Raw genomic sequence first — 20,251 nt, forward strand, 5'->3', positions numbered from 1 at the left:
CCCCGCCACCGACGGCTGCCTGTGCGGGTTTCGATCGCCCTTCCGTTCATCCTCCTGGCCCTAGCCGGATTCCTGGCCGCTGTCATCGTCGTGGGGCCGAACGACGAGCGAGCACCGGCCACCCTTCTGACCCGCCCGACAGAATCGACCTTCACCAGCGTCCCCGACGGCGACGTCAGTCACGTCCACGCCGCGCTGCACGGCTTGGGTGAGACATGCGCCGAGGACGCTGTGTCGCGATCCCAGGATGCCGTGGACCGGGACGTGTCCGCGGTCCTGGATTTCGCGCGGCGACACCCGGATGGCCGCTTCCAGATCGACGACGAAAACGGCAGCTCCTTGTCCCTCCTCCTGGTCCTCCAGGACGAGCTGTCCACGTGCGCGCCTAGCCTCCTGCCGCGCGTGCAGGAGTTGATCCCCCCGCAGCTGCGCCGGGCGCCCGGTCCAGCCTCGTGACACGCGGCCAGTTCGCGAGATTCTGAGGAGCGACTGGCGGCTCGGCCCGGCTGCCCGGCACGTGGGACGACTCGCCGACCCTCGCAACTCCGCGGAGCTCGGAGCGTCGTCGGGTCAGCAGCCCCCACCCAGTGACACTCCGCGGGCAGCCAGCCAAGCCATCGGATCCGTCCGATTCCGGTAGAGGCCGCCGGTGTGCACTTCGAAGTGCAGGTGCGGACCGGTCGACTGGCCCCTGTTGCCGACCTCGGCGATCTGCTGACCGGTGGACACCTGCTGGCCGGCGGAGACGAAGTAGTCGTTGATGTGGCCGTAGACGGTGATCGAGCCGTCGTCGTGCTGGATGTAGACAGCCAGACCGAAACCGCTGGCCGGACCGGCTTGCAGCACGCGACCCGCTTGCGGCGTGTAGATCGGCGTCCCGATAGGCGCGGCGATGTCGACGCCGTAGTGCATGGCACCCCAGCGCGCGCCGTAGCAAGAGGTGATGCGACCGGTGGTCGGCGGGACGGCCTGGCCGTTCGCGGCCGCTGCTGCATTCGCGGCGATGGCCGCATCGGTCCGGGCGTTCTCAGCGTTGATCCCCTGCGCCCAGGCCCATTCGGGGTCTGCGACTCCCTGCAGTCGGAGAAGTTCTATTTCGGCCTGCTGCAGCTGCCGGCCGTAGTCTGCCTGCTGCGCGATCGCGTCGTTGTGTGCCTCCTGCGCCCGAACCACGTCCGCTTGGACCGCGGCCTCGGCCTCTGCCGCGCCGCGGGCGGCCTCGTCGCGTTCGGCGACGGAGTCCTGGGCAGCCGCCTCGGCCCGCACCTGTTGTTCCTCGATGACGCGGAACTCGGCGAGCCTCTCGGCGCGGTCATCGCTCAGCAGGTCGAGGGTGACCGCGCGCTGCAGGAACTCTGCGGGCCCGTCGGCATCAAGAAGCGCCGCTGTGGTGCCGAAGGCGTCGGTGCCCATATAACTCTCCCGGCCGAGATCAGCGATCTCGACGCGCGCCTGGTTGACCTCTGCGGTGGCGGCCTGGAGCGCAGCTGCAGCGCTGTCGGCTGAGGCTTGTGCGGTAGCGAGTTCGGCTTGCGCCCGCCGTGCTGCATCGGTGGCCGCCTCAGCCTCGACGGTCAACCGTGCGAGCTCCTCCTCCGCCTGGGCGACGAACCGCTCGATGCGCTCGACTTCGGCGGCCGCCGCGTCACGCGCGGACTGCCCGGCAGCCACGTCGCCGGCCCCCTCAGCGGGCGGATCCGATGGGGCGGCGGCTGCGGGTGAGCCGAGGATGCCGAGCAACATGCTGATGACCACGCACCCCAGGGTGACGAGCGCCGTACTTGACACGCGGCGTGCCTGTAGAGGGCGGGTGCTGGCCCGGCGAGACGCAGAGAGTCCCGGGGTGCGTGGCGCAGGCAGGGTCGCCAAGGCGACGGGCTCCGTTCTCCCTGGCCGCCTACCGGGTTAGCTGACGGGTTCGGGCAGGAGAACGCCCTACCTGCGGTCGACGTGACGCGCAGGATTCACCCCATGGGACATGGGTCCCCGGTCCGCCTCGATCGGTCGACCGAGATCGGCTCGGCGGAGCCCGACCGAGGCCCTCGGGTTCGAGGATCGCGGCTCGATCGGGCTGGCGGTGACAGTACTACGAAGCAGGCTAGTTGGTCACGCTGCGGTAACACTCCCCCATCGCCGCGTGCTGACCGCACAGAGGACGCCTGCTGCTCGACGCCCGCGCATGCACACGCCCCAGCGGGGCCGCGCTCGCCCTTCAGCGGGACGCCGTGGCCCTGTCCTCCTCGGTCAGTGCGGAGAAGGATGCCCCTTTCAGGGGTCGGTGCCACAAGACCGGTACCGGCGGCCAGGGCGCGGGCATGGCCGGACCATCCAGCAGCAGATCATCAGTCAAGGTGGCTGGACCAGTGTCGGGGGCCGGGACGCGCTGGCGTCAACCGGTCTGCATCGCCGGCGTCCAGCCGACAGCCGTCTTCAGCCGGGGTGGTGGGTGGTGTGCTCTGTCGGGGTGGTCGGGCTTGCGGGCTCCGGCGTCTCGGTTGGGGAGTTGCCGCTTATGGCCGGCCCGATGACGAATGCGGACAGGCTGAACATCACGGTGAACAGGGCGACGCCGATGGCCGGCGCCTTCCACGTACCGAAGCGGCGGTACAGGCGGCGTAGTAGAGGCACGGAGAGCAGTAGACCGACGGCGCCGAAGAGAAGGTTCCCTCCGCTGGTCGTGACGAGTGCGGCACCGGCGAAGAGGGTCGCGTGGTGCAGGACGTGCGGCAGCAGACCCATGATGGCCCCGATGGCGGCCGTGACGGCATTCCACACGGCAGCGGTCCGGCCACGGGACGCCGTCTCCTCGTGGGGGTGGCCGGACCCAGGCGCCGTCGTCGGCCGTGCAAGGCGATCGTCTGTCATCCCAACTTCCGGTCGATAGAAGGACTCGGAGCCTGCGGCGACGAAGCCTAGGACAGCATGGCCGCGCGCTGCTGCAGCCTATGGCGGTGCCCTTGCCAGGGTCCGATCGTGACGATCTGCTCGGCGTACGCGAGCTCGGAGAGCGCACTCCGGGACCGTCTCGGTTCGGCCGCTGTCTCTCACTACCCGTCTGTGAGCTCCGGTCATCAGCCGCTCGTCAGTGGGACCCCGGGATAGTGCCCCGAGGGGGTCACGACTGTGCCGGCCTCACCGCGAAGGATTGCGGCCACGTCCTCAAGCCGGCCGATGGCGCCGACGTCACCTGTCAATTCCACGAACCGACAGATCGCGTCAACTTTCGGCCCCATCGACCCAGCCGGGAAGTTCATCCGTCGCAGCGCCGCGGGCGTGGCACGCCGAATGGCCTCGGCGTGTGCGGTGCCGAAGTTCCGCTGCACACCGGGGACGTCGGTGAGTATCAGCAGCGCGTCCGCCTCCAGCGCCTCCGCAAGCACCGACGAGGTCATGTCCTTGTCGACGACCGCCTCGACACCCTCCAGCAGGCCCTGTTCGTTGCGGATCACCGGCACACCGCCTCCGCCCGCGCAGACTACGACCGCTCCGCTGTTCAGCAGCAGTCGGATCAGCCGGGTCTCGACCACGCGCTCCGGTGTGGGCGAACCGACGACACGCCGGAAGTGCTGTCCGTCGGCCCGCACGGTCCAGCCTCGTTCTTCCGCGAGGCGCCGCGCGGTCTCCTCGTCGTACACCTCGCCGACGAACTTCGTCGGGTTCCCGAACGCCGGATCGTCGGCGCGCACCAGGGTCTGGTTGATGATCGCCGCCACCTGACGTCCGGGCAGCGCGTTCTGCATCGACTGCAGCAGCCAGTAGCCGATCATGCCTTGGGTCTGGGCGCCCAGGACGTCGAACGGGTACGGCGTCGTCAGGTGAGGGTCCGAGGCCGACTGCAGCGCCAGCACGCCGACCTGCGGGCCGTTGCCGTGCGTGACCACCAGCTCGTGCTCCGCGGCCAACGGCGCCAGAGCGGCCACCGCCAGGTGAACGTTGGCCTCCTGGACCTCCGCGTCGGGTTTCTGCCCCCGCTGCAGCAGGGCGTTCCCGCCCAGCGCCACCACGATGCGCACGTCAGCCTCCCAGCGTGGCCACCATGACCGCTTTGATCGTGTGCATCCTGTTCTCCGCCTGATCGAACACCACCGAGTGGTGGGACTCGAAGATGTCGTGGGTGACCTCGAGCCCATCCATCCCGGTCTGCTGGTAGATCTGTTCGCCGATCGTGGTGTTCCGGTCGTGGAAGGCCGGCAGGCAGTGCATGAACTTCACGTTCGGGTTGCCGGTCAGCTCCACCATGTGCCGATTCACCTGATACGGCTTGAGCTGGGCGATGCGCTCGGTCCAGACCTCCATGGGCTCCCCCATCGACACCCACACGTCGGTGTAGAGGAAATCCACACTCCGCACGCCATCGGCCACCTCCTCGGTGTGGGTGATTCGCGCGCCGGTGCGGTCGGCGATCTCACGGGCTTGGTCGATGGTGGCTTCGTCGTTCCAGAGCGCCCGGGGTGCGACGATCCGGACGTCCATGCCGCTCAGCGCGCCCGCAATGAGCAGAGAATTGCCGACGTTGTTGCGGGCGTCACCGCAGTAGGCGAACGAGATCTTCTGCACGTCCTTGGTGCTGTGCTCCCGCATGGTGAGGATGTCGCACAGGGTCTGAGTGGGGTGCCATTCGTCCGTCAGCCCGTTCCACACGGGGACCCCCGCGTCCCTGGCAAGGATCTCCACGTTCTCCTGGGCGAAGCCGCGGTACTCGATCCCGTCGTACATTCGCCCCAGCACACGCGCGGTGTCGGCGATGGACTCCTTGTGTCCCAATTGGGAGCCGGTGGGGTCAAGGTATGTGACCCGCGCACCCTGGTCGTAGGCCGCCACCTCGAAAGCACACCGGGTCCGGGTGGAGGTCTTCTCGAAGATCAGGGCTATGTTCTTGCCGGCCAGGCGCGGCGCCTCCGCGCCCGCGTACTTTGCTGCCTTGAGCGTCGCGGCCAGGTCGAGCAGGAAGTGCCACTCCTGGGGAGTGAAGTCCAACTCCTTCACGAAGCTACGGTTTCGCAGGTTGTACGACATGGCGTTCAGATGCCCTCCCGCTCGATCGGGCAGGTCATGCACCGCGGACCTCCACGGCCCCGGCCGAGTTCGTCACCCTCGATGGTGATCACCTCGATGCCGTTCCTGCGCAGGTGGGTATTGGTGGTGACATTGCGCTCGTAAGCGACTACCACCCCCGGGCGGACCGCGAGCACGTTGCTTCCGTCATCCCACTGTTCGCGCTCGGCTTCGCGGAGGTCCTGGGTAGGCGTGAGCACGTTGATGTCGCCCAGGCCAAGCGCCCGGGCCATCGCCTTGTGCATGTCTTCCGGCGGGTGCGCGGTGACCTTGAGCTCCTTCTCCGTGTCGCCGGGTTCGATGGTGTACGAGGGGAGCATCCCCATCCCGACGTACTTGGTGAACGTGTCCTCGCTGAGCATCGTCATCACGGTGTCGAGATGCATGAAGGCCCGTGACTGCGGCATCGCCAGCGCGACGATCCGCTGTGCCGCTCCCTCGGCGAACAGTTTCGACGCCAGCCGCTCCACCCCCTGTGGGGTCGTGCGCTCACTCATCCCGATGAGCACCACGCCGCGACCCAGGACATGGATGTCGCCACCCTCGGCGGTGGCCATCCCGTTGGGGCGGCCCTCACTCCAGACGTGGAAATCCTCGCCCTCGAAGACCGGGTGCCACCGGTAGATCGCCTCGTAGTGCACCGTCTCGCGGGCCCGAGCTCGCTTGCGCATCGCGTTGATCGCCACGCCGTTGTAGATCCACGCGGTGGTGTCGCGGGCGAAGAGATGGTTGGGCAGCGGCGGCAGGAGCAGGTCGTCCATGTCGAGCACCGCGATCACCACGGATCGCGGCTCGTCGATCCGTTCGAGCAGTTCACGTTTGGTGATCCCACCGATGAGGAACTCGGTCAATTCGTCGCTCGGCATGGTGTCGAACAAGTTGCGCACGGCGTCGATCGCCATAGGGCCATAGATGCGCTCGTCGAGGATGCCGTCGAGGACGAACTTTCGGGCCTCAGGGATCTCCACCACCTCGTGGAGCAGGCGGTCGAGGTAGTGCACCGTCACCCCCTGTTCGCGGAGTGTCTCGGCGAAGCCGTCGTGCTCCTTCTTGGCTTCCTTGACCCAGAGCACCTCGTCGAACAGGTAGTCATCCTTGTTGGACGGGGTCAGCCTCTTCAGCTCCAGACCCGGCCGGTGCAGGATCGCCCGCTTGAGCCGGCCCACCTCGGAGTCAACGTGCAGCGGCATGGCTCTCCCTCTTCATGGGTTCGGGTGACGTCCCCAAACCTGCCGGTCCAGGACGCCGGGGTGCGCCTGCCAACGCCCCTGAATGCCAGGCCGAAAGGCCCCACGCGCGCCAACCAAAGTCTCCACCGTTGCAGCCGTACCGGCCCCCTAGGCTGCCCTCACTGGCGCAGCTGGCATCGCGCGGCACCAATCCCGGACGGCGCGGAAAGGGTTGGCCGCACCGACAACTGCTGAAATCCGGGCGAATGCTCGGTGACCAACTGAACGGATGCGGTTGGGTGCCGCGGACGACAATCTCCGGGACGACGATAGGGGCACCGAGCATGGCCGCGTCGAAGACGACAAGCGATATCAGATCCAGCGACAGCCGAGCCAGCGAACGGCGGCGCAAGTTCTCATTTCCGAGTGCGCTCACCGTGCTCTTCTTCGTGACCATCGTCGTCTGGTTGCTGGCGTTCGCCATTCCCACCGGCGCCTACCAAGTGGGCGACGACGGCCGGCCGATCCCGGGCAGCTACGAGTCGGTCGACACCGACCTGTCGTTCTGGGATCGGGTGATGCAGCTGTTCATGGCTCCGGTCAACGGGCTGTACGGCATCAAGAGCGCGGAGACCGGCGTCATCGGGCCGTACGAGGCCGGCGAGCTCTTCGGTGCGGCCGGCGTCTTCTTCTTCGTGCTCGCCATCGGGATCTTCATCACCATGGCCATGCGCACCGGCGCGATCGACAACGGCGTCGCGCACGTCGCCCAGCGATTCGGCAAGCGCGGAGCGTTGGTCATCGCGATCCTGATGGTGCTGTTCTCGATCGGCGGCACCACCGAGGGGATGGCCGAGGAGACGCTCGGTTTCTACGCTCTGGTAATCCCGCTGATGCTCAGCCTCGGCTACGACCGGATGACCGCCGCGGCCACCATCCTGATCGGCGCCGGAATCGGCGTGCTGGCGTCAACAGTGAATCCCTTCGCCACCGGCGTAGCCTCCGACGCCGCGGCGGTCTCCATAGGCGACGGCATCGGCTTCCGATTCCTGATGTATGTCGTGCTGGTACCGGTCGGCGTCCTGTTCGTGATCCGCTACGCGCGGAAGGTCAAAGCCGACCCGGCTTCGTCGAGGAGCGGCCGGGCGGAGGGCGACGAGGAGATCGCCCGGGCCGGGATAGGCGAGATCCAACCGCTGACCGGGAAGCACAAGGCGGTGTTGGCGATCGTGGCCATCACGTTCGCTTTCATGATCTTCTCGCTCGTCCCCTGGGCGCAGGTCATCGGCGGCCCGGACGCCGAGAGCTACGCCTGGCAGCTCGACTGGTACTTCCCCGAGTTGGCCGCGCTGTTCCTGCTGATGTCGCTGGTCGTCGGGCTCATCGGTGGGCTGGGCGAGAAGGGGCTCACGGACACGCTGGTCCGCGGGGCGGGGGACTTCATCGGGGTCGGACTGGTCATCGTGCTCGCCCGCGGCGTCACGGTGATCATGAACAATTCTCAGATCACCGACACCGTGCTGAACTCCATGGAGAGCCTGGTCGCGGACACCTCCTCCTGGCTGTTCGGCGGACTGATGTTCTTGGTCAACATCCCGCTGGCGTTCCTGGTGCCATCCACGTCCGGACACGCCGCACTGGCCATACCGATCCTGGCGCCCCTCGGCGACTTCGGGGGGGTCTCGCGCGCAATGGTGATCACCGCTTACCAGTCCGCCTCCGGACTGGTCAACCTGATCACGCCCACCTCGGCGGTGGTGATGGGCGGGCTCGCGCTGGCCAAGGTCCGTTACGACCAGTGGTTGCGGTTCATATGGCCACTGCTGGGCATCCTGTTCGTGCTGACCTTGCTGTTCATCTCGGTCGGGGCGGCCGTGTCGTAACGCCGGGCCGTCTCATGGACGCCGCGTAGAGGACCTACGGGTTCGATGGACGAACTGGGACGCCACGTACAGGCCTCGCTGACGAACCAGCGAACTCCCCGGGGGACGTGCCGGTGGACAGGAGCGCGGATGACGACCTCCGACCAGATCACCCCCGCCGACGCCGCCACGAGTGGCCGCTGGAACGTCTTCTCGAGCACCGATGTCCTTGGTCGGCTGAACACCGCCGCGGACGGGCTCAGCAAAGCCGAGGGGCCCGGCGGCTGGAGCGGGATGGTCGAACCGGGCTGCCATCGACCGAAGCCACGCCGGCGATCACGGTGCTGCTGCGGCAGTTCGTCAGCCCGCTGATCGGCATCCTGCTGCTGACCTTCGAGATCACGCTGGTCCAGCGGGAGTGGGTGGACGCCGGCGCGATCGGCCTGGTCCTGCTGATCAACGCGGCCATCGGCTTCTGACAGGAACGCAAGGCCGAGACGGCGGTCCGGGGCCCTGCAGCGGCTGTCCGCCCCGGTGTGCCGAGTGCTGCGCGACGGCACGGAACGGGAGCTGGCTGCGGCAGAGCTGACGCCCGTCGACCTCGTCCTGCTGAAGAGCGGCGAACGGGTGCCGGCCGATCTGCGGCTGCTGGAGGTCAGCGGGCTGCAGATCGATGAGTCGATGCGCACCGGTGAGGCGCTGCCGGTGACCAAGCAGGTCAACCGCCTCCCGGTGGACACCATCGCATCCGACCGCACCAACGTCGCCTTCAGCGGCACGCTGGTCATCTCCGGACGGGACCGCGGCGTCGTCGTGGGCACGGGTGCGGACACCGAGCTCGGGATGATCAACGAGTTGGCGCAAGGGCCGGCCGGCCAATCGCCGCTACAGGTGCTCACCCACAGCCTGGAGCGGAGTATCGGCATCGTGGTCACCACCGCCGCAGTCGGCGTCTTCGGAGCCGGCCTCATGCTCGGCAACGACCCTCGGACATGTTCCGCACCGCCGTGGCCATGGCGGTAGCCTCCATCCCCGAATCTCTCTGCCGATCGTCCTGACTGTGGCGATGAGCCTCGGCGTCACCCGCATGGCCCGCACAACGCGATCGGCCGGTCGCTGCCCGCGGTGGAGACGCCCGCATCCACCACGGTCATCGGCTCGGACAACACCACCACTGTGCGCCGGACGCTGCGGGCCGGCGCGTTGACCAGCGAGGTCGTCTCCGCGCCGGCGGATGCCATCGCCGCCGCCGGAGAGCCGCTGGACTACACCGGGGACGCCGTCGACGTGGCGATGATGCGCGCCGCGGTGCACCCCCGTCGAACCGCCCCACCCCGCTCCTCGTGCGCGACCCTGCAGTCGGCTACGCGCTCGCCGCAGTCATCGCTCCGCAGATAGGGGCCAGCCGCTCGCTGCAGGAACTCAGCAAGACGCTCCGGTCAAACAAGATCGCGACGGTGGCGAAAGCGCCGATAGCCACGCCCTGCTCAGTTCGGCGGTCCCTGCCCGCGCCTCGTTCAACGCGGCCCGTTCCCGCTCGACATGGACCGTTGCGATCACCGAGAACGGGAGCAGGAAAACACCGGCAGACGCCGTCGACTCAGCCTTGCCGAAGGAAGACGGACGTCATTCCCATGACGCCCATCATCCGATCGAATTCCTGATTGACGCCACGAACAAGAGCCGGGCGACCTGCACGCGAGGCCGCCCGGGCCCACCGCCGCAGCGGCAGTAACGCAGTCGAGTCCAGGTACGTCAGCCGAGTGACGTCGACAGCTACGACCGTCACCCCCTCCAGTCGTCGCTCGAGCTCAAGGCGGCGGACCGCTGGGGCGTCCACCTCGCCTCGAAGGTGCAACACCCAGCCGTTCCCCTCCCGCTCTATGACAATGGCTTCGCCCTGTTCCTCAACCACCTCGTCGAGGTGAACCGGGCTCACGTGATTCGGCAGCTTGGCCAGCTCGGAGTCCACCGTGTGCTGAACCAGCCGCTGCATCGCTCTTCGCTGCAGGCTGTGCCGCAGACGACTGCCACCCTTTGGCTCGCAGGTGACCGTGACCGTGACGCGGGTAGAGCCCCGCTCCTCGTCGCCGAGCTCAATGCGGGTCTGCCAGATCTCCGACGCCAGGTCCAGTCGGGATCCGATGCATCGCTGTTCAGCCCATTCGACGATCTCCCCGCCCACCGCGTTCGGCGGCGGACTTCCACCCTCCAGTCGTCCTGGTACACAGACGAACCGGCTCCCCAGACCGATCGCTTGCCCACCACCACTCGTGTCATCGTCGAACACGTAGGAGACGTCGCACACCGGGCAGTAGCTCGTCAGATCGGTGAGCGAGCGCCACACGAGCTGCCGGCCGAACGGAATCTCGCGTGTGCCTGTAGCAGTCGCCATCCCGTTCCTTCGCTCAGAAGACGGCCCTATTCGTGCCGGCGCCTATTAAGCACCGCAGTAGTGCCGTCCGCGGCACGTGCCCGCGGTCGGCCGTCCGATCGCGCTGCGGTGCCGCCCAACCTGTCTACTACTGTAGATAGCAGATGCATCGTCCGGGTTCGCGAGCCTGTCACTAGCCCTTCGCCAGTTCACGGTCGTGCTGAACCCTTCGTCCCCGGAAGGCCGGGGCCGGCTTCGTAAGGTGGCTCAGATCATGACCTCCCTGGGTGTACGACCTCAGTTCTGGGAGGCCGGATGACGTCACCGGTGGGCGCACGGACGCTGCTCCGCAGGTCGACCGCTGCACTCGTGGCCGTAGTCGCAGTGAGCGGCTGCAGTGACGGTTCGGCGGTAGAGAGCGCACCCCAGCCTTCGGTCGCCATACCTGCCGACGTGGCCGGCTGCGACTCCTTCTCTGCGGACGGCGAGGCGGTCGACGGCGGTAAGGCACTGCCCGCCCTGCAGCTTCCCTGTCTCGTCGGAGACCAGGACGTGCCCCTCGGTGACCTCGGCGGCCGGCCCGTCCTGCTGAACCTCTGGGCGAGCTGGTGCGCACCCTGCCGCGAGGAGATGCCCCTGCTGCAGGCGGCGTACGAAGGCAACGGTGACCGGGTAGGGTTTCTCGGCGTCATCACGGAGGACACCCGTTCGGCTGCGGCATCTCTGCTGGCCGACCTGGACGTGACCTATGCGCACGTCGTGGACCAGGACAAGGAACTGCTGACCGAACTCGCTGCGCCGGGGTTGCCGGTCACCCTCGCCGTCGCTGCCGACGGCCGGATCCTCGACCGGCAGATCGGGCAGGCGTCCGCCACCCGCCTCGATGAGCTGGTGTCCGTGCTGGTGGAAGACGCCGCCCGAACGCCGTGACGACCATCGATGACGAGCCGAAGTCGGCGGGGAAGGCGGGCGCTCCGACAACGGGCGTCGACGGCCGCAGCCCTGTCCGCGGCCGATGGCTGCCAGGGTGGCGGCGGCTGGTCGCCGGCCTGCTCGCCGGGGCGTTCCTGGCGGGCAGCATGCCACCGCGTGAGGCGTGGTACCTGGCTCCCGCAGGCGCCGTGGTCCTCACCTGGTCGGTGCTGTCCTTGCCGTGGCGGCAGCGACTGGCGCTGGGTGCGGCGACGGGCCTGGCCTTCTTCCTGCCGACGTTGAGCTGGCTGACCGGCTTCCATCCCGCTGGGTTCGGAGCCCTGCTCGTCGTGGAGGTCGTCCTCTTCGCTGCGGCGATGCTGCTGGTCGACCCCCGGCGGACACGCTGGTGGACCGTCCCCCTGGCCCTGATCGCCCTGGAAGCGGTGCGCGCCCGGTTCCCGTTCGGCGGCTTCCCGATCCCCGGAATGGCCCTGGGGCAGCTGGACGGCCCGTTCGCCGCCGCCGCTCCCCTCGGCGGGTCTCTCCTCGTCGTCGGGCTGTCCACCGGAGTCGGCGCCGCGGTGACGGGCGTGGCCGTCGCCGGCCGACGCGTGGGCACGCTGGTCAGCGTCGCCGTCCTGGTCGCCGTGAGCGCGGTCGGGGTCCTGCTGGCCGCTCCGGGCGGTGAACCCACCGGCTCGCTGCGCGCAGCGCTCGTGCAGGGGGGCGGCCCGCGCGGCATTCCCGCCGTCGTCAGTGACGCCGATGCCGTGACCGAACGGCAGTTCCTCCTGAGCGAGGACCTACCTCCCGACCTGGACCTGGTGCTCTGGCCGGAGAGCAGCCTGGGTGTCTCCGGCCCCGTCGCTGACACGCGAGAGGCAACACGCGTGGCGCAGCTGGCCCGGCGCACCGGAGCAACCGTCGTCGTCGGGCTCAGCGAGTCATACGTCGACGGCTTCCGGAACGCCGCGGTGGCCTGGGGTCCCGAGGGGCGCATCGTCGACCGCTACGAGAAGGTCCACCGCGTGCCCTTCGGGGAGTACATCCCCGCTCGAACCCTTTTCGAGAGCGTCTCGGACATGACGTCCCTGGTGCCCCGCGATGCGATTCCGGGAAGCGGACCGGGACTTTTGCGGACGCCTGCCGGCCCGCTCGGTGTCGTCATCTCCTACGAAGTGTTCTTCTCCGACCGCGTCCGCGCCGCCGTCGCCGCCGGGGGCCACGTTCTCCTCGTCCCGACGAATGCCGCCTCGTACACCACCGAGGAGGTGCCGGCGACGGAGGTCGCCGCGGCCCGGATGCGCGCCCTGGAGTTCGACCGGGCGGTCCTTCAGGCCGCGCCGACCGGGTACACGGCGATCGTGCAGCCCGACGGACTGGTCATGGAGCAGAGTGGACTCAGCTCGGCCGAGGTCCTGACCGCCTCCGTTCCGCTGAGGTCGGGCCTGACCATGTACGCCCGCACCGGCGACGGCCCCCTCCTTACGGTCGTGGTGCTGGCCCTGCTGGTCGGTCCACTGATGCGGCTGCTCCACCTGCACCGCGTCCGGAAGCGCAACGGTCCAGCCGTGCGGCTGGTCGGCCGCGTCCCTGGGCGACCGGCGTGAACCGCCTCTCCCGGCGGGTCTGGGTGCCCGTCCTTGCCGTCCTCGTTCTCCTGCTCTTCGGCACAGCACTTGCCGAGTCGATCGAACTGCCGAGCGTCGTCGGCGTGCGCACCTGGCTGCACGAGGGGGGCCTCAGCGGCGTCCGGCTCGGGCCCTACCTGCTCGGAACCGCGATTGGACTCGTGCCGTGGTCGGTGCTGTACGTCGGAATCGGTGCTTCGGCGGCAAGCATCGACTCCTGGACCTCCCCGGTCGGCGTCGTTCCCACGCTCGCCGTCGTCTTACTGCTGGCGCTGTCGGCGGGCTACCCCTGGTGGCCACGGCGACCGCAGCCGACCTAGCTAGCCGCTAGTTGTACTGACCACTGAGGTTGGTGACACGGTCGGCTGGTGAGCGTCCGCCGAGTGCGGTGTGGCCGCGGTGATGGTTGTAGTAGTGCAGCCACTGTGGCAGAGCTGCGCAGCGGTCGGTGTCAGTGGAGTACGGCCGGATGTAGGCCCACTCCTCGAGAAGGCCCGTCGTCGAGTTGGACGAGCGGGCGCCCGAGCGCCGCTGGCGGACGGTCGGTGACGGCTGTGCAATTCGACCGTTGAGCAGCCTCGGGGCTCAGGATGGGCCTGAGCGCATCTGGCCCTGCCACCTGTCTGACGAGCCCTCTCACGTGGGTGACATGCGGCACCCGGGCACGATGGCGACATGCCGCCCACGGCCGACCGACCCTCGCTTCGCTCGGTTCTGGCCCGCCCGGGCTACCGGCGACTGTGGGCCGCCCGGACGGTGAGCCAGGCGGGCGACGTCTTCCAGTTCACGACACTCGCGCTGCTCGTCTACTCGGTGACCGGCTCGGGGTTGGGCGTCTCGGGGTTGGTGCTGGCCGAGATCGCGCCCGTGCTGCTGCTCGCACCGCTGGCCGGGCCGCTGGTCGACCGGCTCCCCCGGGTGCGGGTCATGCTCGCCGCCGACCTGCTGCGCCTGGTCCTCGCCGCGGTGCTGGCCGTCTGGCACGACGACGTCGCCGCGATCTACGCGCTGTCGTTCGGGCTGTCGGCCGGAGCGGTGTTCTTCAACCCGGCCGCCGGTTCCCTGCTGCCCACCCTCGTGCGCGACGAGGAGCTGGTGGCCGCGAACTCGGGCATCTGGTCGGCGGCGGTACTCATCCAGGTCGTGCTCGCCCCTGCCGCCGGGGTGCTTGCCACGACCGCCGGGTTCGCGTGGGCGTTCGCAGCGAACGCGGCCAGTTTCGGGCTCTCCGCGCTGCTGCTGCGCGGTCTGCGCGCGGCCGAGGAACCCCGCCCGGTCGCGACGAGCAGCATCTGGACCCAGGGCCGTCAGGCACTGGGGCTGCTCGGCCGGGACCGCCTGCTGCGGGCCCTGGCGGTCGCCCAGGCGCTCGCCGCGCTCTCGGCCGGAGCGACCAGCGCACTGCTGGTGGTGCTCGCCGCCCGCCGGCTGCACGCCGCCGGTGAGGGTTACGGGTTCATGCTCGCCGGCATCGCCGTCGGTGCGTTCCTCGGGCCGCTGCTCCTGACCCGTCTCGGTGCCCGGGCGCGCAGCACGCGCATCCTGTTCGGCGCTTTCGGGCTGCGCGGCCTGGTGGACCTGCTGTTGGCCACGGTCAGCGCCGTGCCGGCCGCGGTCGGCGCGCTGGTGGCCTACGGACTGGGCACCTCGACGGGCAACGTCACCCTCTCCACGCTGATCCAGTCCCACGTGCCGGAAGCGCTGCGCGGCCGGGTGTTCAGCGCGTTCGACCTCATCTGGCAGGCGATGCGGCTGGCCAGTCTGCTGTTCGGCGGGCTACTCGCCGACACCCTCGGAATCCGCGCGGTGTTCTATGCCGGCGGCGTGCTGATGCTCGCCGCCGCTTTCACCGGAGTCGCCGCGACGCGGCAGCCGGGCACGTAGAGACCCCGGTCGGTTACCCCGCCGACCGCAGTGCTCAATGGCCGAGCTGTACCGCTATCATCGCCCGGTGACGATGAGAGCAGATGCGGTCTCGACGTCGAAGGGGCCTGGGCTGCCGGTCAGTGAGACCGCGGCGCTGTCGGCCGCGGCGTGCATGTTCCGCAGCCTCGGCGACCCGGCGCGGCTGGCCATACTGCGGCACCTGTCGCTCGGCGAGCACAAGGTCGTCGAGCTGACCGCGCATCTGGGCCTGGCCCAGTCCACCGTGTCGGCGCACCTGGCCTGCCTGCGCGATTGCGGACTGGTCACCTCGCGGCCGCAGGGGCGGGCGTCGCTGTGGTCACTGACACACACGACCGCGCTGCTCGAGGCACTGGCCGCGGCCGAGCGGCTGCTCGCCGCCACCGGCGACGCGGTCGCGCTGTGCCCGACCTTCGGCGAGGCGGCGAACCTGTGAGCGCCATCGCCACCGCTCCGCAGCTGACCCCGGCCGACCGCGTCCGGCTGGGCCGCCGCGCCCAGTGGCTGGCCGGCGCCAGCGTCGCCTACAACGTGCTCGAGGCGGTCGTCGCCGTCACCGCGGGGCTGGTCGCCGGCTCGGTCGCGCTGGTCGGGTTCGGGCTGGACTCGGTCGTCGAGGTCTCCAGCGGCCTGATCATCCTGTGGCAGTTCCGGCACCGGATGCCCGAGTCCCGGGAGCGGCAGGCACTGCGGCTGATGGCGCTGGCGTTCTTCACCCTGGCCGCCTACGTCACCGTCGAGTCGGTGCGTGCACTGTTCCTCGGCGGAGAGCCGGGACCCTCGCCGGTCGGCATCGGGCTGGCGGTCGCCTCCCTGGTCATCATGCCGTTCCTGTCCTGGGCCCAGCGGCGCACCGGCCAGGCGCTCGGCTCCGCGACGGTGGTCGCCGACTCCACCCAGACGCTGCTGTGCACCTACCTGTCGGCGGTGCTGCTGGCCGGGTTGGTGCTCAACGCCACCCTCGGTTGGGGCTGGGCCGACCCGATCGCCGGCCTGGTCATCGCCGCGGTCGCCGTCCGGGAGGGAGTCCAGGCGTGGCGCGGCGAGGCCTGCGCCTGCGGACCGGCCATCCCCGGCGAGCCCGGCGACGAGGACGGCTGCGGCTGCGGCGACGGCTGCACCGATGCATGCTGCACCCCCGTTTCCGAGGCCCCGCAGAGCCTGCCGCTAGTCCGCCGGGAGGCCAGGGGGTGAGCGGCGGCCACAGCCATGCCGACGGCGCGACCGGCAACCGTCGGCGCCTGGCCGTCGTCCTGGCGCTCACCGCCGGCGTGCTGGCCGTGGAGGTCGTCGGCGCGCTGGTGTCGGGGTCGCTGGCGCTGCTCGCCGACGCGGCGCACGCCTTCGTCGACTCCGCCGGTCTGGTCATCGCCCTTGTCGCGGCCACCCTGGCGCTGCGCCCGGCCACGGCGCGACGCACCTGGGGCTACCGCCGGGCCGAGGTGCTCGGCGCCACCCTTCAGGCGGCGGTGCTGCTGTCCGTCGGCGTCTACGTCGTCCTCGAGGCCGTTCGCCGACTGTTCGCCCCGCCGGAGGTTGCCGCCGGCCCGGTGCTCGTATTCGGCATCGTCGGCCTGGTCGCCAACACGATCGGCATCGTGGTGCTCACCCGCGGCGGCGGGCACGCCGGCAACGTCAACATGCGCGCGGCACTGCTCGAGGTGGTCAACGACACCCTCGGTTCGCTCGCCGTGCTGACCTCCGCCGTAGTCATCGCGTTGACCGGCTGGCAGCGGGCCGACGCGGTCGCCTCCCTGGTCATCGCCGCGCTGATCGTGCCGCGCACGCTGGTGCTGCTGCGCGAGACGGTCTCGCTGCTGCTGGAGAGCACACCGCCCGGGCTGGACCTCGCCGACGTCCGCGCGCACCTGCTGGCCCTGCCGCACGTGCTGGAGGTGCACGACCTGCACGCCTCGCAGATCACGAGCGGCCTGCCGGTGGTCAGCGCGCACGTGGTGGTCGAGGACTCCTGCTTCTTCGACGGACACGCGGCGCAGGCGCTCGACCAGCTGCAGAGCTGCCTGGCCCAGCATTTCCCGGTCAGCATCGAGCACTCCACGTTCCAGTTGGAGATGGCCAGCCACGCCGACCACGAGCACGCCGCGCACGCCTGACCAATTCCCTCGCCCACCCGAGGTGATCCCGCACCAACTGCGTCCTGGGCGCAGATTCGCAGCCTTTCAAGCGCCGCGGCGACTCCGAAGTGGGATACCGGGTCCACTCCCAATCCACCGGGGCGGTTCACTACGGCGCCATCCCAGTTCCGGACCGCGGCACAACGTGGTCAGACCGACCCGGACGCCACACCCATCCACACCCCGGCCCCGACGCCCAGCACCAGTGACGCAGCAGCGGCGGTGTGAAGCACGACCGCCGGGCCGCGCCGGACGGTCTGCGCCGTGCCGGCCGCGGTGCGGAGACGGGTACCGACCGCCCTCTCCGCCCCGGCCGGGACGGCCGGCACGCCCACGAACGCCGGGGCGATCCAGCGCAGGTAGTAGAAGGGGCTGGCGACTGTGTTGACAGCGGCCACGACGACCAGCCACACCATGGCGCCGTCCCAGGTCGCGGCGAAGACCGCGAGCTTGCCGACGAAGACGGCCGTCGGCGGCGTCCCGACCAGGCCGAGCAGGCAGACCACGAGGCTGACCACCAGCCACCGATGCCGCGCTGCGGCCGTGGCCCAGTCGGTGATCGTGCGAGCCGCCGGTGTCGCGACGACGGCGGCGAACGCCCCGATGTTGGTCACCGCGTAGGCGGCCAGGTAGATGGCAAGGGCAGGGACGGCGAGATCGGTGCGGGCCGCGACGGCGACGACCATGAACAGGTAGCCGACCTGACTGACGGTCGAGTAGGCCAGCAGTCGCAGCACGTCGGTCTGGGCGAAGGCAGCCAGGTTGCCCAGCGTCATGCTGGCTGCAGCGATGACGGCGACGAGCAGCGGGACGTCGAGGGGCAGGTCCGCGAACGGCTCGGCGAGCAGGCGAAAGGCTGCGGCAACGGCACCGAGCTTGGGGATGGTGGTGAGGTAGGCGGCCATCGGCGGCGTCGTCCCGGCCGTCACGTCGGGAACCCAGAAGTGCACGGGAACGGCACCGGCCTTGAAGGCGACGCCGGCGAGCACGCCGAGGACCCCGACGGCCAGCAGCGCCGGTGACGACTCGGGGAGCAGCGCGGCGAGCTCGGAGTAGCCGGTCGTGCCCGAGGCGAGCACCAGGGCGGCGACACCCACCAGCAGCAGGACGCCGACGAAGGCGCCCATGAGGTAGTACTTCATCGTCGCCTCGGTGCCGGCAGAGTCCTTCGCGAAGCCGGCCAGAGCGTAGAGCGGGACGCTGGCCAGCAGGTACGCCGCGACGAGGAGGAGCAGATCGCCGCTGGCCGCCAGCGCGACCGCGCCGAGGCCACCGAGCAGCATGAGGACGTAGGCCTCGGTCTCCCGGGGGTGGCCGGCCACCGACGGCGCGGCCAGCCAGACGAGGACGGCGACGCCCAGTGCGACGACGATCCGCACCACCCCGGTGGTGGTGTCCAGGACCCAGGTGCCCTCGAAGATCCGCTGCGCGGGGTCCGGCAGCGCGACCGCGGCCGCGCCCGCGCTGCCCAGGCAGGCGACGGTGGCCAGGATCCGGACGTGCCACTGCCGGTGCTGTGGGGTCCACAGGCCGAGCAGCAGACCGCCGACGGCGCCGAGCAGGAGCAGCGCCTCCGGGAGGAGCGTGGGCCAGGCCTCCCCGCCGCCGGACATACCGGTCACCGGCCGACCAGTTCCACCACGGCCGCGGCAGCGGGTTCGATGACCTCGAGCAGGACCCCGGGCACGATGCCGAGGAGCAGCGCCAGGACGAGCAGCGGCACGATCGACGCCGTCTCGTGCCCCTGGAGGTCCCGGATCTCGGTCGTCGTCTCCGCGCGGACGGCGGTGGCGGTGCCCCCGGTCGGGGGAACCGGCTCGCCGCCGTCGGCCGGATCCTGGGACGGGACGGTCGTGTCGCCGGTCAGCAGCCGCTGCAGAGCCAACAGGAACAGCCCGGCGGTCACCAGGATGCCGACGACGGCGATCACGGTGGCGACCGGGGTGGCCTGCAGCGCTCCGGTGAAGACCTGGAACTCGGCGACGAACCCGGAGAACCCGGGCAGACCCAGCGAGCCGAAGGCGGCCACGGCGAGGCACGCGGCGAAGACCGGCGCGGGCCGGGCCAGGCCGCCCCACCGGTCGAAGGCGTAGCTGTGCCCGCGCGACCACAGCCAGCCGCTGAGCAGGAACAGCGCACCGGTGAGCAGTCCGTGGCTGACCATCTGGTACATCGCGCCCACGGTGGCCACGGTGCGGGCGCCCTCGTCGGCGGACGCCACCAGGCCGGCCGCGCCGAGGCCGAGCAGCACGTAGCCCATGTGGTTGACCGAGGTGTAGGCGATCATCCGCTTGACGTCGGTCTGGGCCAGCGCGACGAACGCGCCCCACAGGACGCTGACCACCCCGACGACGACGGCGACCATCGCCCACCGCTGCCAGGCCTCGGGCAGGATCGGCATGGCGATCCGCACGAAGCCGTATGTGCCGAGCTTCAGCAGGATCCCGGCGAGGACGGCGGACCCGGCGGCGGGCGCGTCGGTGTGCGCGTCGGGCAGCCAGGTGTGGAACGGGAACAGCGGGGTCTTGACCGCCAGGCCCAGTCCGATGGCCAGCAGCACCAGACCGCCGGCGACCGGCGAGTCCGCGAGCGGCGGGTTCGCGGCCAGCGCCACCATGTCGAAGGTGCGCTCCTCGCTGCCGAGGAACAGACCGATGAATCCCACCAGCAGGGCCAGCGACCCGATGAACGTGTACAGGAAGAACTTCAGCGCGCTGGCGCGGGCGTTGCCGTGCCCCCACCCAGAGATGACGAAGTACATCCCGACGATGGTCAGGTCGAAGAAGACGAAGAACAGGATCAGGTCCAGCGAGGCGAACGTGCCCAGGCACGCCGTCTGCAGGAAGAGGAACAGGGCCGCGTAGGTCCGCGGCCGGTCCGGCTCGCGCAGCGAGTAGACCGCGCAGGCCAGGAACAGGACGCCGGTCAGCGCCAGCAGCGGCAGCGACAGCCCGTCCACGCCGACGTGGTAGCCGGCGTCGACCGTGGGGATCCACTGCAGGTCGACCTCGTAGGCCAGGCCGTCGACGACTCCGGAGGCGCCCTCGCCGGGGTCGAACCGCCACCACATCCAGGCGATCAGCGCCAGGTCTGCGGCCGAGGCGGCGACCCAGACCCCGATCGCCGCGCGCCCGCTCAGCCGGGGAGCGGCCAGCAGCACGGCAGCCGCCAGGAGCGGCAGGAAGATCACGACGGTCAGCACCGG

At 69.9% G+C, this 20,251-nt stretch carries 21 protein-coding genes and 1 riboswitch; of the genes, 12 read left to right on the forward strand and 9 right to left on the reverse strand.

The features are described from left to right. Positions 1–21 precede the first annotated feature (21 nt). Entirely contained in the window at positions 22–456 is a 435-nt protein-coding gene (locus ABD644_RS08010) for a hypothetical protein (protein ID WP_344688233.1), read from the forward strand. 114 nt (positions 457–570) lie between these two features. Here the strand turns inward: ABD644_RS08010 and ABD644_RS08015 are convergent, their stop codons facing one another. The 5 genes from ABD644_RS08015 to ABD644_RS08035 all read right to left on the reverse strand — a co-directional run bounded on the left by ABD644_RS08015 (position 571) and on the right by ABD644_RS08035 (position 6,245). Continuing rightward, positions 571–1,755, reverse strand: coding sequence for a peptidoglycan DD-metalloendopeptidase family protein (locus tag ABD644_RS08015; RefSeq protein WP_344688234.1), 1,185 nt, complete (start codon positions 1,753–1,755; stop codon positions 571–573). Positions 1,756–1,880: 125 nt separating this feature from the next. Beyond that, positions 1,881–2,035, reverse strand: a riboswitch (cyclic di-AMP (ydaO/yuaA leader). 395 nt (positions 2,036–2,430) lie between these two features. Then, on the reverse strand, positions 2,431–2,775 hold the full coding sequence (locus ABD644_RS08020; RefSeq protein WP_344688235.1) for a hypothetical protein: 345 nt from the start codon (positions 2,773–2,775) through the stop codon (positions 2,431–2,433). Between the two features lie 296 nt (positions 2,776–3,071). Beyond that, positions 3,072–4,013, reverse strand: coding sequence for a carbamate kinase (gene arcC / locus ABD644_RS08025; RefSeq protein WP_344688236.1), 942 nt, complete (start codon positions 4,011–4,013; stop codon positions 3,072–3,074). 1 nt (position 4,014) lies between these two features. Continuing rightward, a complete protein-coding gene (argF, locus tag ABD644_RS08030; RefSeq protein ID WP_425547412.1) occupies positions 4,015–5,058 on the reverse strand; it encodes an ornithine carbamoyltransferase in 1,044 nt (347 codons plus the stop codon). Next, the gene (locus tag ABD644_RS08035; RefSeq protein WP_344688237.1) at positions 5,022–6,245 is read right to left on the reverse strand and encodes an arginine deiminase; all 1,224 of its coding nucleotides are present in this window, start codon (positions 6,243–6,245) and stop codon (positions 5,022–5,024) included. The genes argF and ABD644_RS08035 overlap by 37 nt, the downstream gene beginning before the upstream one ends. A 323-nt stretch (positions 6,246–6,568) precedes the next feature. Between ABD644_RS08035 and ABD644_RS08040 the strand changes: the two genes are divergently transcribed. The 4 genes from ABD644_RS08040 to ABD644_RS08055 all read left to right on the forward strand — a co-directional run bounded on the left by ABD644_RS08040 (position 6,569) and on the right by ABD644_RS08055 (position 9,484). Next, positions 6,569–8,107, forward strand: a complete 1,539-nt coding sequence (locus tag ABD644_RS08040; protein WP_344688238.1) for a YfcC family protein — start codon at positions 6,569–6,571, stop codon at positions 8,105–8,107. A gap of 320 nt (positions 8,108–8,427) precedes the next feature. Further along, on the forward strand, positions 8,428–8,565 hold the full coding sequence (locus ABD644_RS08045; RefSeq protein WP_344688239.1) for a hypothetical protein: 138 nt from the start codon (positions 8,428–8,430) through the stop codon (positions 8,563–8,565). Positions 8,566–8,620: 55 nt separating this feature from the next. After that, entirely contained in the window at positions 8,621–9,109 is a 489-nt protein-coding gene (locus ABD644_RS08050; protein ID WP_344688240.1) for a P-type ATPase actuator domain-containing protein, read from the forward strand. A gap of 102 nt (positions 9,110–9,211) precedes the next feature. Then, complete coding sequence (locus tag ABD644_RS08055; RefSeq protein ID WP_344688241.1) at positions 9,212–9,484, forward strand: hypothetical protein; 273 nt, start codon at positions 9,212–9,214, stop codon at positions 9,482–9,484. Positions 9,485–9,686: 202 nt separating this feature from the next. Here ABD644_RS08055 and ABD644_RS08060 read toward each other — a convergent pair whose 3' ends face one another. After that, positions 9,687–10,481, reverse strand: coding sequence for an STAS domain-containing protein (locus ABD644_RS08060; protein WP_344688242.1), 795 nt, complete (start codon positions 10,479–10,481; stop codon positions 9,687–9,689). Between the two features lie 432 nt (positions 10,482–10,913). Here ABD644_RS08060 and ABD644_RS08065 point away from each other — a divergent pair, with 432 nt between their 5' ends. The 3 genes from ABD644_RS08065 to ABD644_RS08075 are packed head-to-tail and all read left to right on the forward strand — an operon-like array spanning position 10,914 to position 13,326. Continuing rightward, positions 10,914–11,390, forward strand: coding sequence for a TlpA family protein disulfide reductase (locus ABD644_RS08065; protein ID WP_344688243.1), 477 nt, complete (start codon positions 10,914–10,916; stop codon positions 11,388–11,390). Beyond that, positions 11,387–12,985, forward strand: coding sequence for an apolipoprotein N-acyltransferase (gene lnt / locus ABD644_RS08070; RefSeq protein ID WP_344688244.1), 1,599 nt, complete (start codon positions 11,387–11,389; stop codon positions 12,983–12,985). The genes ABD644_RS08065 and lnt overlap by 4 nt, the downstream gene beginning before the upstream one ends. Next, positions 12,982–13,326 carry a TVP38/TMEM64 family protein gene (locus ABD644_RS08075; protein ID WP_344688245.1) on the forward strand — a complete coding sequence of 115 codons (345 nt, stop codon included), beginning with the start codon at positions 12,982–12,984 and terminating at the stop codon, positions 13,324–13,326. Before lnt ends, ABD644_RS08075 begins: the two co-directional genes overlap by 4 nt. Positions 13,327–13,333: 7 nt before the next feature. Here the strand turns inward: ABD644_RS08075 and ABD644_RS08080 are convergent, their stop codons facing one another. Then, on the reverse strand, positions 13,334–13,582 hold the full coding sequence (locus tag ABD644_RS08080) for an integrase core domain-containing protein (protein WP_425547415.1): 249 nt from the start codon (positions 13,580–13,582) through the stop codon (positions 13,334–13,336). 99 nt (positions 13,583–13,681) lie between these two features. On the opposite strand from ABD644_RS08080, the gene ABD644_RS08085 reads away from it, so the two are divergent. The 4 genes from ABD644_RS08085 to ABD644_RS08100 are packed head-to-tail and all read left to right on the forward strand — an operon-like array spanning position 13,682 to position 17,025. Further along, on the forward strand, positions 13,682–14,890 hold the full coding sequence (locus tag ABD644_RS08085; RefSeq protein WP_344688246.1) for an MFS transporter: 1,209 nt from the start codon (positions 13,682–13,684) through the stop codon (positions 14,888–14,890). A 37-nt stretch (positions 14,891–14,927) separates the two neighbouring features. Next, positions 14,928–15,347, forward strand: a complete 420-nt coding sequence (locus ABD644_RS08090; protein ID WP_425547413.1) for an ArsR/SmtB family transcription factor — start codon at positions 14,928–14,930, stop codon at positions 15,345–15,347. Further along, on the forward strand, positions 15,344–16,105 hold the full coding sequence (locus ABD644_RS08095; protein WP_344688248.1) for a cation diffusion facilitator family transporter: 762 nt from the start codon (positions 15,344–15,346) through the stop codon (positions 16,103–16,105). Before ABD644_RS08090 ends, ABD644_RS08095 begins: the two co-directional genes overlap by 4 nt. Then, entirely contained in the window at positions 16,102–17,025 is a 924-nt protein-coding gene (locus tag ABD644_RS08100) for a cation diffusion facilitator family transporter (protein ID WP_344688249.1), read from the forward strand. Before ABD644_RS08095 ends, ABD644_RS08100 begins: the two co-directional genes overlap by 4 nt. A 170-nt stretch (positions 17,026–17,195) precedes the next feature. On the opposite strand, the gene ABD644_RS08105 is transcribed toward ABD644_RS08100, so the two are convergent. Both ABD644_RS08105 and ABD644_RS08110 read right to left on the reverse strand, forming a co-directional pair. Next, positions 17,196–18,659, reverse strand: coding sequence for an NADH-quinone oxidoreductase subunit N (locus ABD644_RS08105; RefSeq protein ID WP_344688615.1), 1,464 nt, complete (start codon positions 18,657–18,659; stop codon positions 17,196–17,198). A 5-nt stretch (positions 18,660–18,664) separates the two neighbouring features. Continuing rightward, positions 18,665–20,248 (reverse strand): complex I subunit 4 family protein, encoded by a 1,584-nt coding sequence (locus tag ABD644_RS08110; RefSeq protein WP_344688250.1) that lies wholly within the window; start codon positions 20,246–20,248, stop codon positions 18,665–18,667. Between the last annotated feature and the right edge of the window lie 3 nt (positions 20,249–20,251).

The organism is Blastococcus jejuensis (genome assembly GCF_039534705.1).
GTDB classification, from domain to species: Bacteria; Actinomycetota; Actinomycetes; order Mycobacteriales; family Geodermatophilaceae; genus Blastococcus_B; species Blastococcus_B jejuensis.

Bases quoted from the DNA above. Each gene is read 5' to 3' on its own strand.
- ABD644_RS08035 (WP_344688237.1), bottom strand. From the start codon at position 6,245: ATGCCGCTGCACGTTGACTCCGAGGTGGGCCGGCTCAAGCGGGCGATC.
- ABD644_RS08040 (WP_344688238.1), top strand. From the start codon at position 6,569: ATGGCCGCGTCGAAGACGACAAGCGATATCAGATCCAGCGACAGCCGA.
- ABD644_RS08060 (WP_344688242.1), bottom strand. From the start codon at position 10,481: ATGGCGACTGCTACAGGCACACGCGAGATTCCGTTCGGCCGGCAGCTC.
- ABD644_RS08085 (WP_344688246.1), top strand. From the start codon at position 13,682: ATGCCGCCCACGGCCGACCGACCCTCGCTTCGCTCGGTTCTGGCCCGC.
- ABD644_RS08090 (WP_425547413.1), top strand. From the start codon at position 14,928: ATGGCCGAGCTGTACCGCTATCATCGCCCGGTGACGATGAGAGCAGAT.
- ABD644_RS08105 (WP_344688615.1), bottom strand. From the start codon at position 18,659: ATGTCCGGCGGCGGGGAGGCCTGGCCCACGCTCCTCCCGGAGGCGCTG.